General features: G+C 67.5%; 20 protein-coding genes. 18 read left to right on the top strand and 2 right to left on the bottom strand.

The window, feature by feature from the left end; translation table 11 throughout:
• Window positions 1-127: 127 nt before the first annotated feature.
• The 4 genes from pyrH to rlmN are packed head-to-tail and all read left to right on the top strand — an operon-like array spanning window position 128 to window position 3498.
• Window positions 128-874, top strand: coding sequence for a UMP kinase (pyrH, locus tag BST15_RS08675; protein WP_046188523.1), 747 nt, complete (start codon window positions 128-130; stop codon window positions 872-874).
• Between the two features lie 43 nt (window positions 875-917).
• Window positions 918-1475 (top strand): ribosome recycling factor, encoded by a 558-nt coding sequence (gene frr, locus BST15_RS08670; protein ID WP_046188522.1) that lies wholly within the window; start codon window positions 918-920, stop codon window positions 1473-1475.
• A gap of 22 nt (window positions 1476-1497) precedes the next feature.
• Window positions 1498-2364 (top strand): phosphatidate cytidylyltransferase, encoded by an 867-nt coding sequence (locus tag BST15_RS08665; RefSeq protein WP_046188521.1) that lies wholly within the window; start codon window positions 1498-1500, stop codon window positions 2362-2364.
• A 24-nt stretch (window positions 2365-2388) separates the two neighbouring features.
• Window positions 2389-3498, top strand: a complete 1110-nt coding sequence (gene rlmN / locus BST15_RS08660) for a dual-specificity RNA methyltransferase RlmN (RefSeq protein WP_046188520.1) — start codon at window positions 2389-2391, stop codon at window positions 3496-3498.
• On the opposite strand, the gene BST15_RS08655 is transcribed toward rlmN, so the two are convergent.
• The gene (locus tag BST15_RS08655; protein ID WP_046188519.1) at window positions 3495-3749 is read right to left on the bottom strand and encodes a DUF2631 domain-containing protein; all 255 of its coding nucleotides are present in this window, start codon (window positions 3747-3749) and stop codon (window positions 3495-3497) included. The two genes, rlmN and BST15_RS08655, sit on opposite strands and share 4 nt — an antisense overlap.
• A 161-nt stretch (window positions 3750-3910) precedes the next feature.
• On the opposite strand from BST15_RS08655, the gene BST15_RS08650 reads away from it, so the two are divergent.
• From BST15_RS08650 to BST15_RS08585, 14 genes are all read left to right on the top strand, one after another.
• Window positions 3911-4750, top strand: coding sequence for an AraC family transcriptional regulator (locus BST15_RS08650; RefSeq protein WP_046188553.1), 840 nt, complete (start codon window positions 3911-3913; stop codon window positions 4748-4750).
• Window positions 4704-5096, top strand: coding sequence for a VOC family protein (locus tag BST15_RS08645; protein WP_046188518.1), 393 nt, complete (start codon window positions 4704-4706; stop codon window positions 5094-5096). Before BST15_RS08650 ends, BST15_RS08645 begins: the two co-directional genes overlap by 47 nt.
• 4 nt (window positions 5097-5100) lie before the next feature.
• The gene (gene dxr / locus BST15_RS08640) at window positions 5101-6282 is read left to right on the top strand and encodes a 1-deoxy-D-xylulose-5-phosphate reductoisomerase (RefSeq protein ID WP_046188517.1); all 1182 of its coding nucleotides are present in this window, start codon (window positions 5101-5103) and stop codon (window positions 6280-6282) included.
• Window positions 6279-7496, top strand: coding sequence for a M50 family metallopeptidase (locus BST15_RS08635; protein WP_046188516.1), 1218 nt, complete (start codon window positions 6279-6281; stop codon window positions 7494-7496). Before dxr ends, BST15_RS08635 begins: the two co-directional genes overlap by 4 nt.
• Window positions 7497-7509: 13 nt before the next feature.
• The gene (gene ispG, locus BST15_RS08630; RefSeq protein WP_046188515.1) at window positions 7510-8661 is read left to right on the top strand and encodes a flavodoxin-dependent (E)-4-hydroxy-3-methylbut-2-enyl-diphosphate synthase; all 1152 of its coding nucleotides are present in this window, start codon (window positions 7510-7512) and stop codon (window positions 8659-8661) included.
• Between the two features lie 6 nt (window positions 8662-8667).
• On the top strand, window positions 8668-9519 hold the full coding sequence (locus BST15_RS08625; protein WP_046188514.1) for a GNAT family N-acetyltransferase: 852 nt from the start codon (window positions 8668-8670) through the stop codon (window positions 9517-9519).
• A 95-nt stretch (window positions 9520-9614) separates the two neighbouring features.
• Window positions 9615-11435, top strand: a complete 1821-nt coding sequence (locus tag BST15_RS08620) for a penicillin-binding transpeptidase domain-containing protein (RefSeq protein ID WP_083070897.1) — start codon at window positions 9615-9617, stop codon at window positions 11433-11435.
• 116 nt (window positions 11436-11551) lie between these two features.
• Entirely contained in the window at window positions 11552-12136 is a 585-nt protein-coding gene (locus tag BST15_RS08615; RefSeq protein WP_046188513.1) for a DUF1707 SHOCT-like domain-containing protein, read from the top strand.
• A gap of 77 nt (window positions 12137-12213) precedes the next feature.
• Entirely contained in the window at window positions 12214-13071 is an 858-nt protein-coding gene (map, locus tag BST15_RS08610) for a type I methionyl aminopeptidase (RefSeq protein ID WP_046188512.1), read from the top strand.
• 100 nt (window positions 13072-13171) lie between these two features.
• Window positions 13172-13735 (top strand): alpha/beta fold hydrolase, encoded by a 564-nt coding sequence (locus BST15_RS08605; protein ID WP_046188511.1) that lies wholly within the window; start codon window positions 13172-13174, stop codon window positions 13733-13735.
• 105 nt (window positions 13736-13840) lie between these two features.
• The gene (locus BST15_RS08600) at window positions 13841-15205 is read left to right on the top strand and encodes a glutamine synthetase family protein (protein WP_046188510.1); all 1365 of its coding nucleotides are present in this window, start codon (window positions 13841-13843) and stop codon (window positions 15203-15205) included.
• Entirely contained in the window at window positions 15192-15938 is a 747-nt protein-coding gene (locus tag BST15_RS08595) for a gamma-glutamyl-gamma-aminobutyrate hydrolase family protein (protein WP_234708233.1), read from the top strand. The genes BST15_RS08600 and BST15_RS08595 overlap by 14 nt, the downstream gene beginning before the upstream one ends.
• Window positions 15935-17299 (top strand): aldehyde dehydrogenase family protein, encoded by a 1365-nt coding sequence (locus tag BST15_RS08590; protein ID WP_046188508.1) that lies wholly within the window; start codon window positions 15935-15937, stop codon window positions 17297-17299. The genes BST15_RS08595 and BST15_RS08590 overlap by 4 nt, the downstream gene beginning before the upstream one ends.
• The gene (locus BST15_RS08585) at window positions 17296-18072 is read left to right on the top strand and encodes a 3-oxoacyl-ACP reductase (protein ID WP_046188507.1); all 777 of its coding nucleotides are present in this window, start codon (window positions 17296-17298) and stop codon (window positions 18070-18072) included. Before BST15_RS08590 ends, BST15_RS08585 begins: the two co-directional genes overlap by 4 nt.
• 20 nt (window positions 18073-18092) lie before the next feature.
• Here the strand turns inward: BST15_RS08585 and BST15_RS22605 are convergent.
• Window positions 18093-18181, bottom strand: an 89-nt coding sequence (locus BST15_RS22605) for a hypothetical protein (RefSeq protein ID WP_234808414.1), incomplete at its 5' end; no start/stop codon positions are given.

The following is an 18181-nucleotide window of genomic DNA, read 5'->3' as shown; positions in this document are numbered from 1 at the left end:
AATCGGGGATGCGAAGGCCCATTGACCCCGGGCTGCGTTTGACCGCCCCGGTAGTGCAGGATGACAATGCCGTCGCGGACCATTCCCGCGATGGCGTTGTCATGTGCGCGCAGCCCGGAGGAGCCTGATGACGGAGCCGACGACTACCGACGGAGCCCGGCCGGGTCGGCCTCCTTACTCCCGGGTCTTGCTGAAGCTCGGTGGAGAGATGTTCGGTGGCGGCCAGGTCGGCCTCGACCCCGACGTGGTCGCCCAGGTGGCCCGCCAGATCGCCGAAGTGGTCCGCGACGGGGTGCAGGTGGCGGTTGTGATCGGCGGCGGGAACTTTTTCCGCGGTGCGCAGCTGCAACAGCGTGGCATGGAGCGGATGCGCTCGGACTACATGGGCATGCTCGGAACAGTGATGAACAGCCTTGCGCTGCAGGACTTCCTGGAGAAGGAAGGCATCGACACCCGGGTGCAGACCGCGATCACCATGGGGCAGGTCGCCGAGCCCTACATCCCGCTGCGGGCGCAGCGGCACCTGGAGAAAGGCCGGGTGGTGATCTTCGGTGCCGGCATGGGACTGCCGTATTTCTCCACCGACACCACGGCCGCGCAGCGCGCCCTGGAGATCGGCGCTCAGGTGGTCCTGATGGCCAAAGCCGTCGACGGCATCTTCACCGCGGATCCCCGCGTCCACCCGGACGCCGAACTGCTCACCACGATCACCCATCGTCAGGTGATCGATCAGGGGCTCAAGGTAGCCGATGCCACCGCGTTCAGCCTGTGCATGGACAATGGCATGCCGATCCTGGTGTTCAACCTGTTGACCGACGGAAATATCGCGCGGGCGGTCGCGGGTGAGAAGATCGGGACACTGGTCACCAGCTGATCGGCGCGGTGCAGCAGCGAAGCGATAGCGAGGAGCGGGGCAGATGATCGACGAGGCTCTCTTCGATGCCGAAGAGAAAATGGAAAAGGCCGTGTCGGTGGCCCGTGATGATCTCGCGACCATTCGCACCGGTCGCGCCAACCCGGGCATGTTCTCCCGGATCGTCATCGACTACTACGGATCGACCACCCCGATCACCCAGCTGTGCAGCATCAATGTGCCCGAGGCGCGGATGGTGGTCATCAAGCCCTACGAAGCCTCATCGCTGGGGGCCATTGAAACCGCGATCCGCAATTCCGATCTGGGCCTCAACCCCAGCAATGACGGCTCGCTGATCCGGGTTTCGGTGCCGCAGCTGACCGAGGAACGACGCAAAGAGCTGGTCAAACAGGCCAAGGCCAAGGGCGAGGACGCCAAGGTTTCGGTGCGCAACATCCGCCGCAAAGCCATGGAGGAGTTGCACCGCATCCGCAAAGACGGAGACGCCGGCGAGGACGAGGTCGGCCGGGCCGAGAAGGACCTGGACAAATCGACCCAGCAATTCGTGACTCAGATCGACGAGCTGGTCAAGCACAAAGAAGGCGAGCTGCTGGAGGTCTAGCGGCCGTCCAGTAGGCACCCCCGTGGCACCCCATGACACCGGCGTCGACGCCGTGAATGCACAGCCGAAACAGTCGCGCGCCGGACGCAACCTTCCCGCGGCCATCGCTGTGGGCGTCGTCCTGAGCGCAACGTTGGTCTACACGCTGCTGTTCGCGCCGCGTTTCTGGGTTCTGATTCTGGCGGTGGCCGCCCCGGTTGCCACCCATGAGATCACCCGGCGGCTACGGGAAGTCGGCTACGACGTGCCGTTCATTCCGCTGGCGCTGGGCGGCCAGGCGATGCTGTGGCTGTCACTGCCGTTCGGGGCCAGGGGAGTGCTGGGCGCGTTCGGTGCCACGGTGGTGATCTCCATGATGTGGCGCCTGGTGGGCCAGGGCCTGAACCACGCGCCGGTCAACTACCTGCGCGACATGTCGGCGATGATCCTGATCGCGGTCTGGGTGCCCCTGTGCATGAGCTTTGCCGCATTGCTGGTCTTTCGCGATAACGGTCCCGGACGCGTGATGTGCCTGCTGTTGCCGGTGGTCTTCTCCGATATCGGCGGGTACGCCGTCGGTGTGTTGTTCGGCAAGCATCCGATGGCGCCAGCGATCAGCCCGAAGAAATCCTGGGAGGGTCTCGCCGGGTCGCTGGTTCTCGGTGTCGCCGCGGCGGTGTTCGCGGTGACGATGTTTCTTGATCGGCCCTGGTGGGTGGGCCTTCCGCTGGGGCTATTGCTCGTACTCACCGGGGTTTTCGGCGACCTGATCGAGTCCCAGGTCAAACGCGATCTTGGGATCAAGGACATGGGCCGGCTGCTGCCGGGCCACGGCGGGATCATGGACCGGCTCGACGCGCTGCTGCCCTCGGCCGTGGTGACCTGGATCGTCTTGACAGTTCTGCCCTGATTCACCGGCATACTGGAACCGATCATGACGCAACAGTTGGTGTTCACCGCACCCAAACGAGCCCTTCCGCCGCGCCATCTGGCTGACCTGGATGCAGCCGGCCGGGCAGCGGCCGTCGCGGATCTGGGACTGCCGGCCTTTCGGGCCAATCAACTCGCCCAGCAGTATTACGGCCGGCTCATCGCCGACCCGCTACAGATGACCGACCTGCCCGGCGCGGTGCGTTCGACGGTGGCAGAAGCGCTGTTCCCCACGCTGCTGACTGCGGCCAGCGAGATCGAATGCGACGTCGGGGAGACCCGCAAAACGTTGTGGCGTGCCCACGACCAGACGAAGTTCGAGTCGGTGCTGATGCGCTACCCGCGCCGCAACACCGTGTGTATCTCCTCGCAGGCCGGGTGCGGCATGGCGTGCCCGTTCTGTGCGACCGGCCAGGCCGGTCTCACCCGCAACCTGTCTACCGCCGAGATTCTCGAGCAGGTGCGGGCCGCGGCCGTGGCGTTGCGGGAAAAGGGCGCAACCCGGCCCGCCGGCGACCGGCTGTCCAACATCGTGTTCATGGGCATGGGAGAGCCGCTCGCCAACTACGCCCGCGTGGTGGCGGCGGTGCGGCGGATCACCGAGGCGCCACCGAACGGATTCGGGATCTCGGCGCGATCGGTGACGGTGTCGACGGTCGGGCTGGCGCCGGCGATCCGCAAGCTGGCCGACGAGCGACTCGGGGTGACCCTGGCGCTGTCACTGCACACTCCCGACGACGAGCTGCGCGACACCTTGGTGCCGGTCAACAATCGGTGGAAGGTGAGCGAGGTCCTCGATGCCGCGCGTTACTACGCGGATCAGACGGGCCGGCGCGTCTCGGTGGAGTACGCATTGATCCGTGACGTCAACGACCAGCCCTGGCGGGCAGACTTGTTGGGCCGCAAGCTGCACCAAGCGTTAGGGCAGCTGGTGCACGTGAACCTGATACCGCTCAATCCCACTCCCGGAAGCGAATGGGACGCCAGTCCGAAGCCGGTGGAGCGGGAGTTCGTGCGCAGGGTCCGTGCCCAAGGGGTGGAATGCACAGTGCGCGACACCCGCGGGCGGGAGATCGCGGCGGCGTGCGGCCAGCTGGCCGCGGAGAACAGCTAGCGCAACCAGCCGCGGTTGCGGCCGATGATGTCGCGAACCACGATGAACAGCGTCAGTGCGGCGAAGCCCAGCAGGAAGTAGTCCTCCACGTGGCCGATGTGGTTGCCGCGCAGCATGAGCAGCAGGAACCCGACGATGACGAAGCCGACGATGTGCCAGGTGCGGTAGTTGATCGCGCTCCAGCCCCACGCCGCAGACGGCACCTCGACAGGGTCAACCTCGGTGTGGCGCTCCAGCTCGGTACCGGCCACTTCGACTCCTCAAGTTCGCGTGTGCAACTCCTGCGCGCCATTCTGACATATCGCAACTCGGCCGACCTACCGTGGACGGCATGGCCCAGCACGCCGAACAGGCGCCGCCGATCTGGGATTTCGCGATGGCCCCGCAGCATCCGGCGCCGGGGGTTGCCGCCATGGTCGGTTATCGCGCGCTCGACGTGCCCGACGGCGTCCATCGGGGCATGCCGGCATCGACGTTGACGTTCATCGTCAGCCTCGACGACGGGGTGGAAGCCGCCGACACCATTGACGCGCTGCCACAGGCGCGGCCGACTCCCGTCATCCTCGGTGGCCTGCATGTGCAGGCCAGCCACGTCCGGCAGCGCCGGGGTCAGGCCGGCGTTCAGTTGGCGGTACATCCGCTGGCCTCGCGCGCGCTGTTCGGCCTGCCGGCCGCCGAGCTCAGTGTCAGCGACTTCGATGCCGCGCCGATCTTGGGCCGGTCGGTGGAGCGCCTGCATGAGCAGCTCGCCTGCGCACCAAGCTGGTCGGACGCCTTTGACGTGGTGTCGCACTACCTGGTGGCGCAGCAGAGTCGTTGCCGGACCGGCGTGCGAGCAGAGGTGGCCGCTGCCTGGGAGTTACTGCGGCGCAGTCGTGGCAGGGTCCCCATCGGTCATGTCGCAGAACGGGTCGGGCTCAGTCAGCGGCATCTGAGCACGCTGTTTCGCCGCGAGGTGGGCCGGGCACCGAAGGAGGTCGCCATGCTGATGCGCTTCGAGTACGCGACCTCCCGATTGGCGCTCGCCGCTCGCGGCCGGAGGCGGGTCGACCTGGCCGCGACTGCGGTGGCGGCAGGCTACGCCGATCAGGCCCACCTGACCCGCGAGTTCGTTCGGTACGCCGGGACGTCGCCGGCGGCGTGGCTGGTCGAGGAGTTCCAAAACATTCAAGACGGCGGGCATGGGCAGCGCTCACAGTGGTCCGATGACTGCATCGAACCCGACCGTCTGGTTGACCCTGCAGGCGCATGACGCGCCGAAGCTCATCGATTACTACGTCGACACCTTCGGTTTTGTCCTCACAGCGCGCTACGGCGACGGAGACACCGTCGACCACGCCCAGCTGAACTGGCCCGAAGGCACCGGCGGCCTGATGATGGGCAGCTATAAGCCCGGAAATGACTGGTGCCGTGAACCGGGTACCGCGGGTGTCTTCGTCGTCACCGGCGACCCGGACGGCCTCTACCAGCGGGTCCTGCAACACCAGGCCGATGTCATCCGACCGCTGACCGATACCGACTACGGCGCTCGTGAGTTCGCGGTGCGCGATCCCGAAGGCAACCTGTGGAGCTTCGGGAACTACCCGGGCGCACAATAGGTGGGTGAGCGCGTCGTCGGGGGGCCGGACCAGAGTTCTGCTGTTGGGCTCCACCGGCTCGATCGGGACCCAGGCATTGCAGGTCATCGCGGCAAATCCGGATCGCTTCGAGATCGTCGGGCTGGCCGCGGGCGGCGGCACTCCGGAGCTGCTGGCCGCCCAGCGCACCGAAACCGGCGTAAGAAACATCGCCGTCGCCGACGCCCGGGTCGGTGAGGCGCTCGACGTCCCGTACTGCGGCCCCGAAGCCGTAACCCGCCTGGTACAGGAGACCGAGGCTGACGTTGTCCTCAATGCCCTGGTGGGCGCGCTGGGCCTGCGGCCCACACTCGCCGCGCTGGAGACCGGGTCTCGGCTGGCGCTGGCCAACAAGGAATCACTGATCGCCGGTGGTCCGTTGGTGCTGCAGGCAGCCGCGCCCGGTCAGATCGTGCCGGTGGACTCTGAGCACTCCGCGCTGGCGCAGTGCCTTCGCGGCGGTACCCCCGAGGAAGTCGCCAAGCTGGTGCTGACCGCCTCGGGAGGGCCGTTCCGGGGCTTTACCGCCGCGGAGCTGGAGCATGTCACTCCCGAGCAGGCCGGTGCCCACCCGACCTGGTCGATGGGTCCGATGAACACCCTCAACTCGGCCTCACTGGTCAACAAGGGCCTCGAGCTCATCGAGACGCACCTGCTGTTCGGAGTCGCCTACGAGCGCATCGACGTCGTCGTCCACCCGCAGTCGATCGTGCATTCCATGGTCACCTTCACCGACGGGTCGACCATCGCCCAGGCCAGCCCGCCGGACATGCGCCTACCGATCGCGCTGGCCCTTGGCTGGCCAGCGCGGGTGCCCGGCGCGGCGGCGGCCTGTGACTTCACCCGCGCTTCTACCTGGGAATTCGAACCGCTCGACGACGAGGTTTTCCCGGCGGTGCAGCTGGCCCGCCGTGCCGGAACGATCGGTGGGTGCATGACCGCGGTCTACAACGCGGCCAACGAGGAGGCGGCGGAGGCGTTTCTGACGGGCCGGATCGGGTTCCCGGCGATCGTGGGCATCATCGCCGAGGTGCTGGGCGCCGCCGACCAATGGGCCGCACAACCCGCTACCGTGGATGAGGTACTCGACGCGCAACGCTGGGCCAAGGAACGGGCGGCTCGCGCCGTCGAGGCGACAGCTACGAGAAAGGTCGGAAGCAACCGATGATGTTCGCGGTCGGCATCGCGCTGTTCGCGCTGGCCATCCTGGTTTCGGTGGCACTGCACGAATGCGGGCACATGTGGGTGGCGCGGGCCACCGGAATGAAGGTTCGCCGTTACTTCGTCGGCTTCGGCCCCACGCTGTGGTCGACCCGACGCGGCGAGACGGAGTACGGCCTCAAGGCGGTCCCGGCCGGCGGATTCTGCGACATCGCCGGCATGACCGCGGTCGAGGAGCTGGCGCCCGACGAATTCGACCGCGCCATGTTCAAGCAGAAGACCTGGAAACGGGTGGCGGTGTTGTTCGCCGGCCCCGCGATGAACTTCATCATCGGCCTGGTGCTGGTGTACGCGATCGCGGTGATCTGGGGCCTGCCCAACCTGCATGCGCCCACCACCGCAGTGATCGGCGATACCGCCTGCGTGGCCCCCGAGGTCACCAAGGGCGAACTCGGCACCTGCACAGGACCCGGCCCGGCCGCGCTGGCCGGCATCCGATCCGGTGACGTGGTCGTCAAGGTCGGCGATACCCCGGTGTCGACCTTTGAGGAGATGGCCGTCGCCGTGCGCAAGCAACACGGCACCACCCCGATCGTGATCGAGCGTGACGGCAGCACGCTCACCACCTACGTCGACGTGACGCCCACGCAGCGCTGGATCACCGACGGTGCCGGTGGCGAAGCGGCCCCCAGCACGGTCGGCGCTATCGGCGTCGGGGCCGCCCAATTCGGGCCCACTCAATACGGGCCGATCAGTGCGGTCCCGGCCACCTTCACCTTCAGCGGGGATCTGGCGGTGCTGTTGGGCAAGTCGCTGGCCAACATCCCGTCGAAGGTCGGCGCACTGATGCACGCGATCGGAAATCCGCACGGGCAGCGTGACCCCGAAACCCCGATCAGTGTGGTGGGGGCGTCGATCATCGGCGGCGACACCGTCGATCATGGCCTGTGGGTGGCGTTCTGGTTCTTCCTGGCGCAGCTGAACTTCATCCTGGGTGTGCTCAACCTGGTGCCGCTGCTGCCGTTCGATGGCGGCCACATCGCGATCGCGCTCTTCGAAAAGCTCCGCAATGTGTTCCGGTCGGCGCGCGGGAAGGTCGCGGCTGCGCCGGTGGACTATCTCAAGCTGATGCCGGCCACCTACGTAGTGTTGGTGGTGGTGGTCGGCTACATGCTGCTCACCGTGACCGCTGACTTGGTCAACCCGATCAGGCTGTTTTGATGGGAGACCTCGCATGAGCGTCGGCCTTGGAATTCCGGCCGCTCCGCCACCCACGCTGGCGCCGCGGCGCAAGACCCGTCAGCTGATGGTCGGTGGTGTCGGAGTCGGCAGCGACCACCCGATTCCGGTGCAGTCGATGTGCACCACCAAGACTCACGACGTCAACGCGACCTTGCAACAGATCGCCGAGCTGACCGCCGCCGGCTGCGACATCGTGCGGGTGGCCTGCCCCCGGCAGGAGGATGCCGACGCCCTGGCGGAGATCGCCCGCAAGAGCAAGCTTCCGGTGATCGCCGACATCCATTTCCAGCCGAAGTACATCTTCGCCGCAATCGACGCCGGCTGTGCCGCCGTGCGCGTCAATCCCGGCAATATCAAAGAGTTCGACGGCCGGGTCGGTGACGTCGCCAAGGCCGCCGGCGCTGCCGGCATTCCGATCCGGATCGGGGTGAACGCCGGCTCGTTGGACCAGCGATTCCTGGCCAAGTACGGCAAGGCCACCCCGGAGGCGCTGGTGGAATCAGCGCTCTGGGAGGCGTCGCTGTTCGAGGAGCACGGCTTCGGAGACATCAAGATCAGCGTCAAGCACAACGATCCGGTGGTTATGGTGGCCGCCTACGAGCAGTTGGCGCAGCGGTGTGACTACCCACTGCATCTGGGTGTCACCGAGGCCGGGCCGGCGTTCCAGGGCACCATCAAGTCCGCGGTGGCGTTCGGCGCACTGCTGTCTCGCGGTATCGGCGACACCATCCGGGTGTCGTTGTCGGCACCTCCGGTGGAGGAGGTCAAGGTCGGCAATCAGATTCTGGAGTCGCTCAATCTGCGGCCACGGGGTCTGGAGATCGTGTCGTGCCCCTCGTGTGGCCGGGCGCAGGTCGATGTCTACCGGCTGGCCAATGAAGTCACCGCCGGGCTGGAGGGGATCGACGTTCCGTTGCGCGTCGCGGTGATGGGCTGCGTGGTCAACGGGCCGGGCGAAGCGCGTGAGGCGGATCTGGGCGTTGCTTCCGGTAACGGCAAGGGGCAGATCTTCGTCAAGGGCGAGGTGATCAAGACCGTCCCCGAGGCGCAGATCGTCGAGACCCTGATCGAAGAGGCCATGCGCTTAGCCGAGCAGATGGCTGACGGTTCCCCCGGCGGTTCACCCACCGTCGCCGTAAGCTGATTCACTATGTCGGCTCCGCCCGATTTCCGCCTCGAGCAGGCACGCGTGTCTGTGGCGCGCGACGCCGCGGAGGTGTGGCGTGTCCTGCAGGAGGATCCGATCGGCTCCTGCATGGTGGCGGCCCGGGTGGCCGACTACGGCGTCGATCCCCGTTCGATCGGTGGCGAGCTGTGGACGCGGGGCGGCGTTGACGAATCCCTGTGTTACGCAGGCGCGAACCTGATTCCGCTGCGCGGAGCACCTGCCGACCTTGCCGCGTTCGCCGACAAGGCGGTCGGTGCTATCCGGCGCTGCTCGTCCCTGGTCGGCCGTGCGGAACTGGTGTTGCCGATGTGGCGGCGCCTCGCCGATTCCTGGGGCCCGGCCCGCGATGTGCGGGAGAGTCAGCCGTTGATGGCGTTGCACAGCATGCCCACGTGCGCGATGGATCCCGAGGTGCGCCAGGTGCGCCCCGACGAGCTCGACGCGTACCTGGTCGCGGCGGTCGACATGTTCATCGGTGAGGTGGGTGTGGATCCGCGAGCCGGGGACGGCGGTCGTGCATACCGGCGGCGGGTGGCCAATCTGATTGCGGCGGGCCGCGCCTGGGCGCGATTCGAGCACGGTGAGGTGGTGTTCAAAGCCGAGGTGGGTTCGCAGTCGCCGACCGTTGGCCAGATCCAGGGCGTCTGGGTGCATCCGGAGCGGCGTGGGCAGGGCTTGGGCATCGGCGGTACGGCCATGCTGTCCGCGGTGATCGTGGGAACCGGGCGCATTGCCAGCCTGTACGTCAACGACTTCAACGAGGTGGCCCGAGCCACCTACGAACGGGTCGGGTTCACCCGGGTCGGCACCTTCGCGACGGTCTTACTCGACTGATCGAAGGCGCGCCTCGCCACATCTCGGATCGGAAACGAACAGATCTCGGTGCGCCTCCACGCCGGTGACTCCCGCAGTCTTTAACATCAGCCCCAATGACAACTGGGATCTCATTCGTCACACGTGTCACGGGCTTGATCACCGTGCTGTTCACCGCCGCGGGTTTGGCGGCCTGCACCCCACGCCCCGATGGGCCCGGGCCCGTCGCCGAGCTCTTCTTCTCGGCCCTGGCCAACGGTGACACCGCTGCCGCGGCCGAACTCAGCGACGACCCGTCCACGGCGCGCAGTGCCCTCAACGCCGCCTGGGCGGGGCTGCAGGCCGAACATCTAGATGCGCAGATGCTCAGCGCGCGCTACAACGACGACACCGGAAGCGTTGCCTTCCGCTATACGTGGAAGCTGCCGAAGAACCGGATCTGGGCCTACGATGGCCAGCTCAAAATGGTTCGTAATGAAGGACATTGGACGGTCCGCTGGGCGGCCACCGGCCTGCACCCCAAACTGGGGGAGCACCAGACCTTCGCGCTGCGGGCCGACCCCCCGCGGCGCGCCGCCGTCAACGAGATCGGCGGCACCGACGTGCTGGTGCCCGGCTACGTGTATCACTACCAACTCGACGCCACCCGGGCCGGCCAGAACCTGATGCGCACGGCGCGCGGTGTGGTCGACACCCTGCGGGCCTTCGACGACGCCCTCGGTGACCCGCAGCGACTGGCAGAGCAGGCCAGTTCCTCGGTGACCCCGTTGGACCTGATCACGCTGCGCAAGGCCGATCACGACCGGGTCGAACCTGCGATCGGCGCTCTTCCCGGAGTGCTGGTCACCCCCCGCCCCGACCTGTTGCCCACCGACGACCACTTCGCGCCGATGCTGATCAACGAGGTCAAAAAAGCCGTCGGCACCCAACTCGAAGGCGCCGCGGGCTGGCGTGTGGTCAGCGTCAATCAGAACGGGGTCGACGTCGCGGTACTGCACGAGGTCGAACCGGCGCCGGCGCCGTCGCTGACCATCAGCGTGGACCGAGCGGTGCAGCGCGCCGCCCAGAACGCGGTCAACACTCGCGGCGACAAGGCCATGATGGTGGTGATCAAGCCTTCCACCGGGGAGCTGCTGGCCGTGGCGCAGAGCGCGGCGGCCGACGCCGACGGCTTGGTGGCCACCAGCGGCCTGTATCCACCCGGATCCACCTTCAAGATGGTCACCGCGGGCGCGGCCATCGAACGTGACATGGCCTCCCCGAATTCGATGGTGGGCTGTCCCGGCGAACTCGACATCGGCCAGCGCACCATCCCCAACTACGGGGGGTTCGATCTTGGCCTGGTGTCCATGTCGCGGGCATTCGCCAACTCGTGCAACACCACATTTGCCGAGCTGGCCAGCCGGATGCCTCCGCGCGCCCTGACACAGGCGGCCACGCGCTACGGGATCGGGGTGGACTACCTGGTCGACGGGATCACCACGGTAACCGGCTCCGTCCCCCCGACCGTGGACCTGGCCGAACGCACCGAGGACGGATTCGGGCAGGGCAAGGTGCTGACCAGCCCCTTCGGCCTCGCCTTGGCCGCGGCCACGGTGGCCGCGGGCCGAACCCCGGTGCCCCGCCTGATCGAAGGCCGGCCGACGGCGGTCAACGGCCCGGCCGGTGCCCCCGTCAGCGCGGAGATGCTCGCCGGCCTGCGCGAGATGATGCGGCTGGTGGTCACCGACGGCACCGCACGCGACATCGCCGGTTGCGGCCCGGTGTTCGGCAAGACCGGAGAGGCGGAATTCGCCGGCGGCTCGCATTCCTGGTTCGCCGGATACCGCGGAGACCTCGCCTTCGCGTCGCTGATCGTCGGCGGTGGCAGCTCGCAGTATGCGGTCCGGATGACCAAGGTGATGTTCGACTCGTTGCCGGACAACTTCCTGCTGTAGCGGCGATCGCAGGCGCGGCGGAGCCGGGCGCTACGGGGTCGACGCCCGCGCCTCCGAGCCGCTACCGGTTTTCCGCACGACGCACGACGCGGCCGGCACCGGTAAATTGGGGAGCCATGACGGGTCTCAGCGACGACATGGCCGACGTGGCCTTACGCATCTCGGATGCGGACCGCAACGGCACGCTTCGCCGCCTGCACAACGCTGTCTCCCTCGGCTTGATCGACATCGGCGAGTTCGAGGAGCGCGCGGCGCAGGTGTCGCAGGCTCGGATGCGTTCGGAGCTGGACACCCTCATCGGTGACCTGCCCGGCCCGCGTGCCATCGTCTCGTCGGCGGCGGACCGCGTGGAGCTGCGTGGCTGGGCCGGATCGCTCAAACGCCACGGCGAATGGATCGTGCCGACCCGGCTGGCATTGGTGCGGCGTCTGGGCTCGGTCGATCTCGACCTCACCAAGGCACGCTTCGCCGGGCCGGTCGTCGTCATCGAACTCGATATGCGCTTGGGCTCGGTGGACATCCGCCTGCCCGACGGCGCCAGCGCTTCGATCGACGACGTCGAGGTCTACGGCGGCAGCGCCCGGGACCGACGCACCGATCCACCCGCCGAAGGCGTTCCGCACCTGGTGCTGACCGGGCGCGTGGTCTGCGGTTCGGTGGATATCAGGGGTCCCCGCCGCAAGCTGCGATGGCGGCGCTGACCAGCTCCGCGGTGTCGATGGCGGTGACCCGCTTCGCCCGGCTCCGCCGGCCTTGCGATCACCGCTAGGCTGGCGTAATGCCTGTTCGTGCCCCGTTGTCTCCCGGCGTGCTCTCTCCGACGCTGCCAGTGCCTCGTTCGATCTCACGCCCGGAATACGTCGGCCGGGCAACGGCCGCCGAAGGCTCCGAGCCGTGGGTGCAGACACCCGAGGTGATCGAGAAGATGCGGGTGGCGAGCAGGATCGCCGCGCGTGCGCTGGCCGAGGCGGGTAAGGCGGTCGCGCCCGGGGTGACCACCGACGAGCTGGACCGCATCGCCCATGAGTACATGGTCGACCACGGTGCCTACCCATCTACCTTGGGCTACAAGGGTTTTCCCAAGTCATGCTGCACCTCGCTCAACGAGGTGATCTGCCACGGCATCCCGGACTCGACGGTGATCGCCGACGGGGACATCGTCAACATCGACGTCACCGCCTACATCGACGGCGTGCATGGCGACACCAACGCCACCTTCTTGGCCGGTGATGTGTCACCGGAGCATCGCTTGCTCGTGGAGCGCACCCACGAGGCCACCATGCGTGCGATCAAAGCGGTGAAGCCGGGGCGGGCACTGTCGGTGATCGGCCGCGTCATCGAGTCCTACGCCAACCGCTTCGGCTACAGCGTGGTTCGCGACTTCACCGGACACGGCATCGGTCCGACCTTCCACAACGGGCTGGTGATCCTGCACTACGACCAGCCTGAGGTCGACACCATCATCGAGCCCGGGATGACCTTCACCATCGAGCCCATGATCAATCTGGGCGGTCTAGACTACGAGATCTGGGACGACGACTGGACTGTGGTGACCAGCGACGGCGCCTGGAGCGCCCAATTCGAGCACACTCTGGTGGTCACCGACGACGGCGCGGAGATCCTCACCCTGCCGTGAATCGTCAGGCACATCGCGGCTGAGGCGGCCATCGGCCAGCGGCTTGAGGGGCCCGCCGAAACCGCCCCGATGCCGACCGACGGGCTGTAGCGTTGCCAAGATGCCGGGCACGATGATGACCATCGACGGGTTCCCCATCCCCGTCGATGTCGCAGGCCCGCAGAACGGGTCGGTCGTCGTTGTTCTCGCCGCCGCCCAGCACCCGCTCACCGCCTACGACGCGGTCTGCCAACGGTTGCACACCGCTTCCTTGCGCACCATCGTGATCGGGGCGGATCCGCGCCTGACACCCAAGTCGGTGATCGGCATCCTCGATTCACTGGGTGTGCAGTGCGGTGTCCTGGTGGGCGACCGGACCGGTGCGGACAATGCCTGGGAGCTTGCGGCTACCCGCCCGGACCGATTCACCGGGCTGGTGGCCCTCGACCGGGGCCATCCGCGCGCACCGGACCTGAGCGGCGTGATCCGTGACGAGCGCTGCCCGCCGGTGGAGATCAACACCACGGTCCTGGTCAGTTCCCGGGCAACGGCCTCGGTGGCCGATGCCAGCCAGCGATTCGTCTACGGCGAACACCGGCTGGTGGTGTTGCCGGGACGGCGCAGCGCGACCGAGTTCACCGCGCAGTTCGCGATGGAGATCGTGTTGCGGGCCAGTACCTGGTAGCGCCCTGGGCGCAATACCGTCGGCTGGGGCTCACCGGCTGACGGCGGGCGGGTAGCCTGACAGCACTCAAATGTCAGAGACGATCGCCGTCGGCGAAGGAGCACAATGACCCGACCTGCGATGCTGACCCAGATCGAACTTCAGCAGCTGGTCTCCGCAGGCGAGATCGACACCGTCGTGGTGGCGTTCGCCGATATGCAGGGCCGGCTGATGGGCAAGAGAGTTGCCGCCGAGCATTTTCTCGCCGAAGTCGCCGAACACGGCGTGGAGGCCTGCAGCTATCTGCTGGCCGTCGATGTGGAGATGAACACCGTCCCGGGCTACTCCATCGCGGACTGGGGAACCGGCTACGGCGACTTGGTGCTCAAACCGGATTTCGCCACGCTGCGTCGGCTCCCATGGCAACCCGGCGCGGCCCTCGTGCTGGCCGACGCGCACTGGCCGGACGGCGGCCCCGTGGCGGTGGCCCCCCGCCAGATTCTGGCCGCGCAAGTCGCCCGGCTGGCCGAACGCGGCCTGGTCGCTTACGCGGCAACGGAACTGGAATTCCTCGTCTTTGAAGACAGCTATCGCCAGGCATGGGCCGGCGGGTATCGCGGCCTGACCCCGGGAACCGACTACAACGCCGACTACGGCCTGGTCGCCAGTACCCGGCTGGAGCCGCTGTTGCGCGACATCCGATTGGGCATGACCGGTGCCGGCCTGCGCTGCGAGGGCGTCAAGGGCGAATGCAACAACGGTCAGCAGGAGATCACCTTCCGCTACGAAGAGGCGCTGACCACCTGCGACAACCACACCGTCTACAAGAGCGGCGCCAAGGAGATCGCCGACCGGCACGGCAAGAGCCTGACCTTCATGGCGAAGTACGACCAGCGTGAAGGCAACAGCTGCCATGTGCACTTGTCGTTGCGCAGCACCGAGGGATCTCCGGTGTTCGCCGACTCGACCGCACCGCACGGCATGTCGGCACTGTTCCGGAGCTTCCTGGCCGGCGTGCTGGCGACGCTGCCCGAGTTGACCCTGTGCTACGCACCGAACATCAACTCCTACAAGAGATTCGTCGGAGGCAGCTTCGCGCCGACGGCGATCGCGTGGGGCCTGGACAACCGCACCTGTGCGCTGCGTGTTCTCGGCCACGGCGACTCCATGCGGGTGGAGTGCCGGGTGCCCGGCGGCGACGTCAATCCCTACCTGGCGGTGGCGGCGCTGATCGCGGCGGGACTGCACGGCGTCGACAATGAACTCGCGCTGCCCGACCCGGTTGAGGGCAACGCCTACCAGTCCGGCCTGCCGCACCTGCCCACGACACTGAGCGGTGCCGCAGAACTTTTCGCCGAGTCGGCAGTGGCGCGTAAGGCTTTCGGCGACGAGGTCGTCACCCATTACCTGCACAGCGCCAGAGTCGAGCTGGATGCGTTCAACACTGCGGTGACCGATTGGGAGAGGGTCCGAGGTTTTGAACGGTTCTGAACCCGCTAGGCCGGTCATCGGACTGACGACCTACCTGGACCGGGCGCGATTCGGCGTGTGGGATACGCGCGCCGGGCTGCTGCCTGCTCAATACATCAATGGCATTACCGCCGCCGGCGGAATCGCTGTGCTGCTGCCGCCCCAGCCGGTGTCGGCCGAGATCGCCGCGCGGGTGCTCGACGGCGTCAGTGCCCTGGTGATCACCGGTGGCCGCGACCTCGACCCCGAAGGCTACGGCCAGACGCCGCACGTGGAGACCGACCGGCCCGACACCACGCGTGACTCTTGGGAATTCGCTCTCCTGGCCGAGGCGATGCGGCGCGGTATGCCGGTGCTGGGCATCTGCCGTGGCGCCCAAGTGCTCAACGTCGCGCTTGGCGGGTCGCTGCACCAGCACCTGCCCGACGTGATCGGCAACTCCGGGCACCGCGCCGGAAACGGTGTCTTCACCCCGATGCCGGTGCGCACGGTGGCAGGCACGCGCCTTGCCGAGTTGCTCGGCCAGACCTGTCAGGTGCAGTGCTACCACCATCAGGCGATCGCCGACGTGGGTGCGAAACTTGTGGTCAGTGCGCGCGATGACGACGGGGTCATCGAGGCGATCGAGCTTCCCGGGGAGGAATTTGTGCTCGCGGTTCAGTGGCATCCCGAGGAGTCGCCGGAAGATCTGCGGCTGTTCACCGCGATCGTCGCGGAAGCGGTCAGGTTTGAGCGGGCGCGGGTGAGCGAGTGAAGCACGAACTGATCAACCCGGCAACCGGGGCGGTCTTTGACACCGTCGAGCACCTCGACGCCGCCGCAGTCGACGACGCGGTGCGCCGCGCCCAGGCCGCCCAGAAGAGGTGGGCCAAGCGCGCCCCCGCCGAGCGGGCCGCCGCGCTGCGCACCTTCGCCGCGATCGTCGACACCCACATCGACGAGCTGGCCGCGCTGGAGGTCACCAACTCCGGCCATCCGGTGGCGGCCGCCGAATGGGAGGCCGGGCACGTCCGCGACGTGCTGCAGTTCTATGCCGCCAGCCCTGAACGACTGTCCGGCAAGCAGATTCCCGTTGCGGGCGGTCTCGATGTCACCTTCCATGAGCCACTCGGCGTCGTCGGGATCATCACCCCGTGGAACTTCCCGATGCCGATCGCGGCGTGGGGCTTCGCTCCGGCCCTGGCCGCCGGAAACGCGGTGCTGATCAAGCCCGCCGAGTGGACGCCGTTGACCACGCTGCGGCTTGCCGAACTGGCCGTCGAGTCGGGCTTGGATCCCGACCTGCTGCAGGTGCTCCCCGGTCGGGGTGCGGAGGTGGGGGAGCGTCTGGTCACCCACCCGGGCGTGGCCAAGATCGTCTTCACCGGGTCCACCGCCACCGGCACCCGCGTGCTGCAGGCCGGCGCGGCCGGCGTCAAACGCGTCACCCTGGAGCTCGGCGGCAAGAGCGCCAACATCGTGTTCGCTGATTCTGACCTGGAGCAGGCGGCGGCGACGGCGCCCTACGGCGTGTTCGACAATGCCGGACAGGACTGCTGCGCGCGCAGCCGGATCCTGGTGCAGCGCAGCGTCTACGACCGCTTCATGGAGCTGCTGGAGCCCGCCGTGGCCGGTGTGGTCGTCGGTGACCCGACGTCTCGCGACACCGAAATGGGCCCGCTGGTGTCTCGCCCGCATTGGGAGAAGGTGGCCTCTTATGTGCCCGACGATGCACCGGTCGCCTTCCGCGGCAAGGCGCCCACCGGCCCCGGCTTCTGGTTCCCGCCCACGGTCCTGACGCCCGCGGCCAACGACCGCTGCGTCACCGAGGAGATCTTCGGCCCGGTGGTGACGGTGCTGCCGTTCGAGGATGAGGCCGACTCCATCGCCATGGCCAACAACACCGTCTACGGATTGTCAGGCTCGATCTGGACCAACGACCTGTCCCGGGCCCTGCGGGTCTCGCGGGCGGTCGAAGCCGGGAACCTGTCGGTGAATTCGCACTCCTCGGTGCGCTTCACCACTCCGTTCGGGGGTTTCAAACAATCAGGGTTGGGCCGGGAGCTGGGCGCGGATGCCCCGCTGTCGTTCACCGAGACCAAGAACGTATTCATCGCAGTGAAGGAGACGCAGTGACCGACCTGACCCAACGCCTGGCCGGACGAGTGGCCGTGGTGACCGGCGCCGGTGGCGGCATCGGCTTGGCATCCGCGCGGCGGATGCGCGCCGAGGGCGCCCAGATCGTCGTCGGGGACCTCGACCAGGCGGCCGGCTCCGCGGTCGCCGACGAACTCGACGGACTGTTCGTTCAGGTCGATGTCTCCGATCAGGACCAGGTTGACGCGTTGTTCGACACCGTCGCCCAGACCTTCGGATCGGTGGACATCGCCTTCAACAACGCCGGCATCTCGCCGCCCGACGATGACCTGATCGAGACCACCGAACTGCCTGCCTGGCAACGGGTTCAGGACGTCAACCTCAAGTCGGTGTACCTGTGTTGCCGGGCGGCGCTGCGCCACATGGCGCCGGCCGGGCGGGGATCGATCATCAACACCGCTTCGTTTGTTGCGGTGATGGGTTCGGCCACCTCGCAGATCTCCTACACCGCCTCCAAGGGCGGCGTGTTGGCCATGTCGCGTGAGCTCGGGGTCCAGTACGCCCGACAGGGCATCCGGGTCAACGCGCTGTGCCCCGGACCGGTGAACACCCCGCTGCTGCAAGAGCTGTTCGCCGCCGACCCGGAGCGTGCCGCGCGCCGATTGGTGCACGTTCCGGTGGGCCGGTTCGCCGAGCCGGAGGAGATCGCGGCCGCGGTCGCGTTCCTGGCCAGCGATGACGCCTCGTTTATCACCGGCTCGACCTTCCTGGTCGACGGCGGTATCAGCTCGGCTTACGTCACGCCCCTGTAGGCGTCACCGCACCTGCCGGACTAAGGCCCGTCGTCGTCTTCGCTTTCCCGCAGCAGTTTTTCGGGGTGGTGGTAGTGGTTGGTGCGGGGTTGGCCGTGGTCGAGGTGGG

Source organism: Mycolicibacter arupensis (genome assembly GCF_002086515.1).
GTDB lineage: Bacteria > Actinomycetota > Actinomycetes > Mycobacteriales > Mycobacteriaceae > Mycobacterium > Mycobacterium arupense.
This window is presented reverse-complemented; position numbering and strand designations above follow the sequence as displayed.